A 9313-nucleotide genomic window follows, 5' to 3' on the forward strand; every position below is an offset into this window, starting at 1 on the left:
GGCGGCCGTGATCGTCAACCCCAACAACCCGGACGGGCGGCGCTGGGAGCCCGGCGAGATCGCGCTGATGGCCGAGGCGCTGTCGCTGCTCGTCGTGGACGAAAGCTTCATGGACCCGACACCCGACCTCTCCGCCGTGCCCCAGGCAGGGCGCGGGGCACTGCTGGTGCTGCGCTCCTTCGGCAAGTTCTTCGGGCTGGCCGGCGCGCGGCTGGGCTTCGCCATAACGGCGCCGGACAAGGCGCGGCAGCTGGCGGCGCTTCTGGGGCCCTGGGCGGTCTCGGGACCGGCACTCGCCCTGGGCGCGCGGGCGCTGGGCGACCGCGACTGGGCCGATGCGACCCGCGCCCGGCTGGCCGATGACTGCGCCCGGCTGGTGGCGCTCGGCACGGCGGCCGGCTGGCGGCTGATCGGCGAGGCCGGGCTGTTCGCCACCTTCGACACCGAAGGCGCCGGCGAGGCACAGGCCCGGCTCGCAGGGGCGCGGATCTGGAGCCGGACCTTTCCCTGGTCGGAGCGCTGGCTGCGGCTCGGCCTGCCCGGCGACCCGGCGGGCTGGCGCCGGCTCGAGCAGGCGCTGGGCGGGGCATGAGGCGCGCCGGGCCGCCCGATCGACCGGCGCGTCGCTTCGCCGATCCCGGCCGGGAAGGCTGAGCGATGCTGGCGCTGGCGCTGATCCTCGACGCCGTTTGCGGCGAGCCCGACTGGCTGTGGCGCCGCGTGCCCCACCCGGCCGTGCTGTTCGGGCGGCTGGTGGAGAGGCTGGAGCGCCGGCTGAACGCGGGCGAGAATCGCCGGACCAAGGGGGTGCTGGCCGTGCTGGTGCTGGCGCTGGCGGCCGGTCTGCCAGCCGCGCTCTTGTCCTGGGACGGCTTCGGCGGCGTCTTCGAGGTGCTGGGCGCGGCGGCGCTCCTGGCGCAGCGCAGCCTCGCGGACCACGTCCATGCCGTCTCGGCCGCGCTCAGGGTCTCGCTCGCCGAGGGGCGCCAGGCCGTGGCGCGGATCGTCGGGCGCGACCCCGAGACGCTCGATCACTCCGGCGTGGCGCGGGCGGCGGTCGAGTCCGCGGCCGAGAATTTCGCCGACGGGGTGGTGGCGCCGGCCTTCTGGTTTTTGCTCGCGGGGCTCCCCGGCATCGCGGTCTACAAGGCGGTCAACACCGCCGACTCGATGATCGGCCACCTGAACGGGGGCTACCGCGAGTTCGGCTGGGCGGCGGCGCGGCTCGACGACGCGCTGAACTGGATCCCGGCGCGGCTGGCGGGCGCCGCGATCTGCCTGGTCGGCGGCGGCCGGTCGGCCTTTGCCGTGATGCGACGCGACGCCCGCCAGCACCGCTCGCCCAACGCCGGCTGGCCCGAGGCGGCGACGGCGGCCTCGCTCGGGCTGGCGCTCGCCGGGCCGCGCAGCTATGGCGGGGTGGTCACGCAAGACCCCTGTCTCAATGCGGACGGCCGCCGCCTGGCGCATGCGCGCGACATCGACGACGCGGTGGCGCTCATCTGGCGCGCCTGGGGCGTGGTGCTGGCGGCGGCTATTGTGATTGATCTGGCCACGTGACCACCTTTCCGCCGGTGTCGTCGCCAGGCAGGGGCAGTTGGGCGAGGTGGAACTCGCGCAGCAGCCGCACGGTCGGCTTGGCGGCGAAGAAGGCCGAGCCGACGACGAACAGCGTGGTCGCGGTGAACTGCGTCGCCGTGTCGTAGAACAGCACCGAGCCGATCAGGAAGGCGAACGCCGCGACGAAATCGAACGCGGTATAGACCTTCTCGTAGCGCGACCAGATCTCGGCGTGGCGGTCGGACTGGCCATAGCGGCGGAAGCGGAACAACTCGCGCAGGGCCATGGCTCAGAACTCCACGCCGATCTGCGCCTTGATGCCCGAGCGGAAGGGGTGCTTGACCAACTCCATCTCGGTGACCAGGTCGGCGATCTCGACCAGCTCGTCGCTGGCATTGCGGCCGGTAAGAACGACGTGGGTCATCGGCGGCTTCTCGGTGTTCAGGAACTCCACGACCTCCGCGATGTCGAGATAGTCGTAGCGCAGCGCGATGTTGATCTCGTCGAGCAGCACCATGCGGAAGTCGCCCGAGCGGATCAGCTCCTTGGCCTTCTCCCACGCGGCGCGGGCCATCTCGGTGTCGCGGGCGCGGTCCTGGGTCTCCCAGGTGAAGCCCTCGCCCATGGTGTGGAACCGGCAGATATCGGCGAAGCGCTGCTCGATCAGGTCGCGCTCGCCGGTCGCCATGCCGCCCTTGATGAACTGCACCACGGCGCAGGGCAGGCCATGGGCGATGCAGCGGAAGATCATGCCGAAGGCGGCGGTGGTCTTGCCCTTGCCCTTGCCGGTGTGCACCACGATCAGGCCCTTCTCGCCGGTCTTGGTGGCCATGATCTTGTCGCGTGCGGCCTTTTTCTTGGCCATCTTGGCGGCGTGGCGGGCATCGGCGTCAGGCGTCGGCGTGGCGGTCATGGCTGTCTCCCCTTGATCGGGACCTCGACCGGACAGGCCGGTCTCGCCGCATTGAACGTGAGGCCGCAGCGCCCGGTCAAGTCGGGCGGCCCGCGCCCGGCTCGCCGCTGGCCGCCGCTCTTCCCGCCGCGAGCCCGTCGAGCAAGGATCGGGCGCGGTTCGACCGGGGCTGCCACAACCCGCGCTCCGCGGCCTCGATCAGCCGCTGCGCGATCTCGCGCAGCGCCGCCGGATTGGCCTGGGCGATGAAGGCGCGCACCGCGTCGTCCTCCAGCACTGCCTCGTGCACGAGGTCGAAATGGTGGCTTTTCACCGCGCGGGTGGTGGCGGCGAAGGCGAACAGGTAGTCGACCGTGGCGGCGATCTCGAAGGCGCCCTTGTAGCCGTGGCGCATGACGCCGGCGAGCCATTTCGGGTTGACCACGCGGGCGCGCACGACGCGGCCGATCTCCTCCTCCAGCGTGCGGATCACGGGGCGCTCGGGGCGTGAGTGGTCGTTGTGGTAGACCGGCCGCGCGCGCCCCTGGAGATGCTCGACGGCGGCCGCGGCGCCACCCTCGAACTGATAGTAGTCGTCCGAATCCAGCAGGTCGTGCTCGCGGTTGTCCTGGTTTTGCACGATCCCCTCGGCCTCGCCCAGGCGGGTCTCGAACAGCGCCCGCTCGCGCGTGCCCTCCGCCTCGCGGCCATAGGCATAGCCACCCCATTCCAGGTAGCTCTCGGCGAGGTCGGCACGATTGTCCCACAGCCGCTCGTCGATCAGCGCCTGCAGGCCGGCGCCATAGGCCCCGGGCTTCGAGCCGAAGACGCGATAGCCGGCGCGACGGTGCGCCTCGGTCTCGTCCGCGCCCCCGGCGATCAGGCGTGCGCGGTCGGCACGGTGGCGCGCGGCCAGCGGGTTTTGATCCTCGGGCTCGTCGAGCGCCATGACCGCGCGGGCGGCGGCGTCGAACAGCTCGATCTGGGCGGGGAAGGCGTCGCGGAAGAAGCCGGAGACGCGTAGCGTCACGTCGACGCGCGGGCGGTCGAGGTGCTCGAGCGGCAGGATCTCGAAGCCGGTGACGCGGCGGCTGGCCTGGTCCCAGCGCGGGCGGGCGCCGATCAGCGCCAGCGCCTGGGCGATGTCGTCGCCCCCTGTGCGCATGTTCGAGGTGCCCCAGGCGGTGACCACCAGCGCGCGCGGCCAGTCGCCCTGGTCCTGCAGGTGGCGCTCGATGAGCAGCGTCGCCGAGTGCCAGCCGAGCGTCCAGGCGGTCGGCGTGGGCACGGCGCGGCTGTCGACGGAATAGAAGTTGCGCCCCGTCGGCAGCACGTCCGGCCGCCCCCGCGTCGGAGCGCCTGAGGGGCCCGGTGCCACGAAGCGACCCGCGAGGCCGTCGACCAGCGCCCGCCGCTCGGCCTCGCCGCAGCCACGCAAGGCCGGCAGGATCTGGCCATGGATCGCCTCCAGCACCGGCGAGGTGTGTCGGAAGTGCTTCGGTGTCTCGGGCCACTGCAAAGCCAGGACGGCGAGCTTCTCCAGCCTTTCGACCGTGTCGCCATTGGTCCGCCAGGGATCGGCGACCCCGCCTGCGGCCCAGAGGAACTTGTGCCGCGGGCCATCGAACGCCGCACCGAGCTCGCAGTCGAGCGGGTCGAGCAACTCGGGCTCGATGCCGCAGTCGCGCGCCAGCGCGCGGATCAGCGAGGCATTGCCGCCCTGCCCGTCCCCGCGCGGCGCGCGCACCAGGGCGATGGCGAGGTCGCGCTCCAGCTCACCCGTCGGCGAGGCGCCGAAGATGTGCAGGCCGTCGCGGATCTGGCTCTCCTTGAGCTCGCACAGATAGGTGTCGAGCCTGGCCAGCGCCGTCATCTCGTCCATCCCGGGCGTGATGCCGGCGTCCTCGTCGAGCCGGCTGGCCGAGACCAGCGAGCGGATCTCCTTGCGCAGGTGCTCGAGCCGGCGCGGGTCGACGCCGGCGGCCTCGTAATACTCGTCGACCAGCGCCTCGAGGTCCTTTAAAGGCCCGTAGGTCTCGGCCCGCGTCAGCGGCGGCGTCAGGTGGTCGAGGATCACGGCCGCCGCCCGGCGCTTGGCCTGCGTGCCCTCGCCGGGATCGTTGACCACGAAGGGATAGAGGTGCGGCACGGGGCCGAGCGCGACCTCGGGAAAGCATTGCTGAGACAGCGCCACCGACTTGCCGGGCAGCCACTCCAGGTTGCCGTGCTTGCCGAAGTGAACGATCGCGTCGGCGCGGAACGCGTCGCGCAGCCAGGCATAGAAGGCCAGGTAGTTGTGCGGCGGCACGAGATCGGGGCTGTGATAGGTCTCCTTCGGCGCGACGTTGTAGCCGCGGGCGGGCTGGATGCCGACGACGACGTTGCCGAAGGTCAGGATCGAGAGCGCGAAGCCGCCACAGTCCAGCGCGCCGGGCACATGGAACGGGTCGGCCTCGGGCGGACCCCAGCGTTCCTCGACGCGGCGGCGCACCTCCCAGGGAAGCTGGCCCCAGACCTGCTGGTAGGCGGCAAAGCCAAGGGTCTCGCCGCCCTCGCGCCGGGCGCGGTCGGCCAGCCAGTTGGTCGGGCCTGCCTGGATCTTAGCCATGAGCTCGGCCGCGGTCTCGGGCGCGCCCTCGACGCGGTAGCCCTCGGCCTTGAGCAGCTTCAGCGCGTCGACCACGCTTTCGGGCGTGTCGAGGCCGACGCCGTTGGCCAGCCGGCCGTCCCGGTTGGGATAGTTGGCCAGCACGATCGCGACGCGCTTGTCGGCCGCCGGCGTGCGGCGGAGGCGCGCCCAGGCCGCGGCGAGGCGGGCGGTGAACGTTACCCGGTCGCCGCGGGCGCGGTAGGCGGCGACGCGGCACTGCGTGGCCTCGTCGAAATAGGCCTCGCCCTTGAAGCTGACGGCGCGGGCCAGGATGCGGCCGTCGACCTCGGGCAGCGCCACGTTCATGGCGATGTCGCGCGCGGACAGGCCGCCCATGCCCGCCTCCCACGCCTGCTCGGTGCCGCCGGCGAAGACGGCTTGCAGCACCGGAACGCCGGGGCGGTCGAGCGGCGTCGGCGCGTGCGCGTCGGCCTGCGGCGAGGAGACGGCAAAGCTGGTGGCGTTGATGACCACGGCGGGCGGCGCCTCGGCGAACAGGGTCTCCAGCGTGCCGGCCGAGACCGGGTCCTTGAGCGAGGCGACGAACACGGGCAGCGGCGCCAGCCCCTCGGCGAGGCAGGCCTTGACCAGGCGGTTGACCGGGTGGAGCCCCGCGCCCTGCACCAGCGCGCGATAGAAGACGATGGGCACGACAGGCGCGTCCGGGGCCGGCCAGTCGGCGCGCGCGGTCTCGAGGTCGGCGATGCCGGCGCCGGGCCAATAGACCCCGGCGCGCAGCAGGGGGCGGGCGGCCGGCGGGGCGGAAAGCGTCGCCTCGCCGTCCCCGGCGCCCGCCAGAAGCCATTGGCAATAGCGCAGAAAACTCGCCGCATTCTCCGGACCACCCTCGACCAGATAGGCCCAAAGCGCGTCGTAGTGCGCGGCAGCCAGGGTGGAGACGCGGCGCAGTGCCGCGTCCTGCTTGTCGTCGCCGGGCAGCGCGGCGAAGGGAATGCCGGCGGCGCCGAGACGGGCGGCGAACTGCTCGAGCCCGTAGGGCCAGTAGCCCTCGCCGCCGAGCACGCGGGCGATGACGAGGCGCGACTTGGTCGCCGTGCGGTCGAGGTAGAGGTCGACCGACATCGGGTGCGCGAGGTGCAGCAGCGAGGCGAGGCGCAGCTCCGGCGCCTCGGCGCCCAGCCCCGCCCGCGCCTCGGCCAGCGCCGCCAGCTCGGTATCGGCGGCCGAGATGACGATCAGCTCGGCCGGCGTCTGGCCAAGATCGACCGGCTCGGTGCCGTCGCTGACCTCTCCGGGCTGGGCGAGGAGGAGGTGCATCGGCGCCGGGCTCCGCCGCTCAGGGCGCCAGCGCCCGGGCGATGGCGGCGCGGTCGAGCCCGGCCTCTCCGATCACCACCAGGCGGGTCTCGCGCGGGCCGGCGCCGAAGGGGCGGTCGTGGTAGGTCTCGACGCGCGGCCCGACGGCCTGGACGACGAGCCGCATCGGCCGGCCGGCCACGGCGGCAAAGCCCTTCAGGCGCAGGATGTCGTGGGCGCGGATCACCTCGGCCAGGCGCGCGGCGTAGGCCGCCGCATCGGCGATCTCGCCGAAGGCGAGGTGGAAGGTCTCGAACTCGTCGTGGTCGTGGTCCGCCTCGTTGTCGTGATGCGGCGCGCCGCGGGTCTCCATGTCCGCCTCGGCCGCGAGGCCGAGCCCGAGCACGATCTCGGGCGCCAGCCCGGCGGCGTCGGAGCGGATCACCCGGGCGCCGGGCCGGGCCTGCCCGGCGAGGCTGCCCTCGACGGACTCGAGCGCCGCCGCCTGCATCTGGTCGGCCTTGGCGATCACCACCATGTCGGCGCAGGCGAGCTGGTCCTCGAACAGCTCGGCCAGCGGCGTGTCGTGGTCGAGGTTGGGGTCGCCCCCGCGCTGGGCCGCGACGGCCGCCTCGTCATGGGCGAAGCGGCCCTCGGACGCGGCCGGGCCGTCGATCACGGTGACGACGCCGTCGACGGTGACCCGGGTGCGGATCTCGGGCCAGCTGAAGGCGCGCACCAGCGGCTGCGGCAGCGCCAGACCCGAGGTCTCGATGACGATATGGTCGGGCGGCTGGGCCCGGTCGAGAAGCCGCTTCATGGTCGGCACGAAGTCCTCGGCCACGGTGCAGCAGATGCAGCCGTTCGACAGCTCGATGATGTCGTCCTCGGTGCAGGCGGCCTCGCCGCAGCCCTTGAGCACCTCGCCGTCGACGCCGATGTCGCCGAACTCGTTGATCACCAGGGCGATCCGCTTGCCGGCGTTGCGCGCCAGCATGTTGCGGATCAGCGTGGTCTTGCCGGCGCCGAGGAAGCCGGTGATCACGGTCGCGGGAATCTTCGTGGGCATTTGTCTCTCCTAGCGGGTCAGCACCCGGTTATCGGTTCCGAGCCGGTTCTGCCAGCCCGCGCGTTCCAGTTCGGCGTCCTCGTGCTCCTCCTCGGGCCAGCCGAGGCAGAGATAGGCGACGAGGCGCCAGTGTTCGGGCAGGCCCAGGTCGCGGATCAGCCGCTCGGGGTCGAGGATCGAGACCCAGCCCGCCCCTAGCCCCTCGGCCCGGGCCGACAGCCAGAGCTGCATCACCGCGCAGACCACGGAGTAGCGCCGCATTTCGGGCATGGTCTGGGCGCCGAGGCCGGCGCCCTGCTCGGTCTCCTCGTCGCAGAACACGGCGACCTGGACGGGGGCGTCGGTCATGCCCGAGAGCTTGAGCGAGGCATAGAGCCGGGCCTTCTCGCCGGAATAGCCCTTCAGCGCCTCGGCGTTGGCGGCCTCGAAGTTCGCCAGCGCGGCGGCGCGGGCCTTTTCGCTTTGCACAAGGACGAAACGCCAAGGCTCCGACAGGCCGACCGAGGGGGCGAGGCCGCACTGGTCGATCAGCCGCCGGACCAGGTCGGGCGGCACCGGGTCGCGGCGGAACCGGCGCACGTCGCGGCGCCAGGCGAAAAGCTCGGCCAGATGCTCGCGGAAGTCCCGTTCGAAGTGCATCCCGGTCACCCTGATGGCCGCTCGCGGCTCCAGAAATGGCCGGCGAGCAGGCCCAGGGCGGCCCAGACCATTGCGCCGACCGCCAGCGCCCGGGTCGCGAAGAGCGCGGCCAACTCGGGTGGCACGACGCCTTCGTAATGGGTCGGCACCGGCGCGCCCCAGACCTGTGGCGCGGCGATCAGCACCGCCCCGGCGATCCGGGCCGGGGTGCTCCCCCAGGCCAGCAGCGCCAGCCCGCCCGCGGTGGCCAGCGCGGTGGCGACCCACCAGGCCTGGCGGGCGTCGAGGTTGGCGACCGAGGTGCCGGGCAGGCCGATCGACAGGCCCATCCCGGGCATCAACTGTGTCGCGGCGAAGCCGGCGAGGCCGAACATCAGGCCGCTGCGCCAGTCGACCCGCACCAGCCCCTGGCGCTCGGCCAGCGCGAAGGCGGCGACCATCAGCAGGCCGAAGCCGCAGACCGCGGCGATCATGGTCAGCACGGTCAGCAGGACGCGCCTCGCGCCGCCGCTATCGGTGGCGTGGGCGTGGTCATGGCCGGTCTCGGCAGAGGCCATCGCATGATCGTGGGCGACCCCGGCGAAATGGACCAGCTGGCCGGACTCGTAGAGCTCGGCCCGGCTGATCAACGGATTCAGGAACGCCTGCTGCAGCCCGGCGGCGAACAGCCCGGCGATCAGGCCAGCGAACAGCGCGCTGGCCAGCATCGGCTTCAGCATTTTGCCGGTCTGTGGCTCAGTGGCAGGGGAAGCCGATGGAATGCCGGGTATTGTGGGCCGCGTCGTGCAGCGTCGCCGAATGGGCGAACCCTGTGACGAACAGCGCGCCGATGCCCAGGAAGGCGACCAGCAGGATCGACGCGAGGGTGGTATCGCTGCGAGAAGAGGCGAGAGCCCGAGTAGCCATGGTTGTCTCCTTTCCCGTCACACCCGACGGAAGGGGTTGCACAAGACGCCTGGCAGGTCTCCTGGCTCGCGGCTCCGGCCATCTGGCCTCGCTGTCCCTGCCTTCCCGGCCCTTCGGCCAGTGGCGATTCGGGAGCAGCTCGCCGCATACAGTCGCGGGGGCGGCTGCGGCTTCGGGTCCCCGGGGTGGGTCGGCCCTGTCCGCATTCCCTTTTGATCCGGGGCCCGCTTGGGCGGGCCCGTCGGAACCATGCCCGGCCAGATGTCGCGGAAAGCCGGCCCGCTGTCAAGGAATGCCTTGGCTGACGCGGCTCAGAAACCGCCCGGCACGGTGTCGCGAA

At 72.4% G+C, this 9313-nt stretch carries 9 protein-coding genes and 1 riboswitch; of the genes, 2 read left to right on the forward strand and 7 right to left on the reverse strand.

The window, feature by feature from the left end:
• Both AC32QD_RS12775 and cbiB read left to right on the forward strand, forming a co-directional pair.
• Positions 1 to 592, forward strand: a 592-nt coding sequence (locus AC32QD_RS12775) for an aminotransferase class I/II-fold pyridoxal phosphate-dependent enzyme (RefSeq protein WP_492010890.1), incomplete at its 5' end; no start/stop codon positions are given.
• A 65-nt stretch (positions 593 to 657) separates the two neighbouring features.
• Complete coding sequence (gene cbiB, locus AC32QD_RS12780) at positions 658 to 1560, forward strand: adenosylcobinamide-phosphate synthase CbiB (RefSeq protein ID WP_492010891.1); 903 nt, start codon at positions 658 to 660, stop codon at positions 1558 to 1560.
• Here the strand turns inward: cbiB and AC32QD_RS12785 are convergent.
• From AC32QD_RS12785 to AC32QD_RS12815, 7 genes are all read right to left on the reverse strand, one after another.
• The gene (locus AC32QD_RS12785; RefSeq protein ID WP_492010892.1) at positions 1535 to 1846 is read right to left on the reverse strand and encodes a YrhK family protein; all 312 of its coding nucleotides are present in this window, start codon (positions 1844 to 1846) and stop codon (positions 1535 to 1537) included. The two genes, cbiB and AC32QD_RS12785, sit on opposite strands and share 26 nt — an antisense overlap.
• A 3-nt stretch (positions 1847 to 1849) precedes the next feature.
• Positions 1850 to 2473 (reverse strand): cob(I)yrinic acid a,c-diamide adenosyltransferase, encoded by a 624-nt coding sequence (gene cobO / locus AC32QD_RS12790; protein ID WP_492010893.1) that lies wholly within the window; start codon positions 2471 to 2473, stop codon positions 1850 to 1852.
• 76 nt (positions 2474 to 2549) lie between these two features.
• Positions 2550 to 6380: a cobaltochelatase subunit CobN gene (gene cobN / locus AC32QD_RS12795; RefSeq protein ID WP_492010894.1), complete on the reverse strand. Its 3831-nt coding sequence runs from the start codon at positions 6378 to 6380 to the stop codon at positions 2550 to 2552.
• A 19-nt stretch (positions 6381 to 6399) separates the two neighbouring features.
• A complete protein-coding gene (cobW, locus tag AC32QD_RS12800; RefSeq protein ID WP_492010895.1) occupies positions 6400 to 7428 on the reverse strand; it encodes a cobalamin biosynthesis protein CobW in 1029 nt (342 codons plus the stop codon).
• A 9-nt stretch (positions 7429 to 7437) separates the two neighbouring features.
• Entirely contained in the window at positions 7438 to 8067 is a 630-nt protein-coding gene (gene bluB / locus AC32QD_RS12805; RefSeq protein WP_492010896.1) for a 5,6-dimethylbenzimidazole synthase, read from the reverse strand.
• Between the two features lie 5 nt (positions 8068 to 8072).
• The gene (locus AC32QD_RS12810; protein WP_492010897.1) at positions 8073 to 8786 is read right to left on the reverse strand and encodes a CbtA family protein; all 714 of its coding nucleotides are present in this window, start codon (positions 8784 to 8786) and stop codon (positions 8073 to 8075) included.
• A 16-nt stretch (positions 8787 to 8802) separates the two neighbouring features.
• Positions 8803 to 8973 carry a CbtB domain-containing protein gene (locus AC32QD_RS12815; RefSeq protein WP_492010898.1) on the reverse strand — a complete coding sequence of 57 codons (171 nt, stop codon included), beginning with the start codon at positions 8971 to 8973 and terminating at the stop codon, positions 8803 to 8805.
• A 34-nt stretch (positions 8974 to 9007) separates the two neighbouring features.
• Positions 9008 to 9240: riboswitch (cobalamin riboswitch) on the reverse strand.
• Between the last annotated feature and the right edge of the window lie 73 nt (positions 9241 to 9313).

Source organism: Thermohalobaculum sp., assembly GCF_058622915.1.

Excerpts from the sequence above, each read along its gene's own strand:
- cobW (WP_492010895.1), bottom strand. The coding sequence starts at position 7,428 with ATGCCCACGAAGATTCCCGCGACCGTGATCACCGGCTTCCTCGGCGCC.
- AC32QD_RS12810 (WP_492010897.1), bottom strand. The coding sequence starts at position 8,786 with ATGCTGAAGCCGATGCTGGCCAGCGCGCTGTTCGCTGGCCTGATCGCC.
- cbiB (WP_492010891.1), top strand. The coding sequence starts at position 658 with ATGCTGGCGCTGGCGCTGATCCTCGACGCCGTTTGCGGCGAGCCCGAC.
- cobO (WP_492010893.1), bottom strand. The coding sequence starts at position 2,473 with ATGACCGCCACGCCGACGCCTGACGCCGATGCCCGCCACGCCGCCAAG.
- AC32QD_RS12785 (WP_492010892.1), bottom strand. The coding sequence starts at position 1,846 with ATGGCCCTGCGCGAGTTGTTCCGCTTCCGCCGCTATGGCCAGTCCGAC.
- bluB (WP_492010896.1), bottom strand. The coding sequence starts at position 8,067 with ATGCACTTCGAACGGGACTTCCGCGAGCATCTGGCCGAGCTTTTCGCC.
- AC32QD_RS12815 (WP_492010898.1), bottom strand. The coding sequence starts at position 8,973 with ATGGCTACTCGGGCTCTCGCCTCTTCTCGCAGCGATACCACCCTCGCG.
- cobN (WP_492010894.1), bottom strand. The coding sequence starts at position 6,380 with ATGCACCTCCTCCTCGCCCAGCCCGGAGAGGTCAGCGACGGCACCGAG.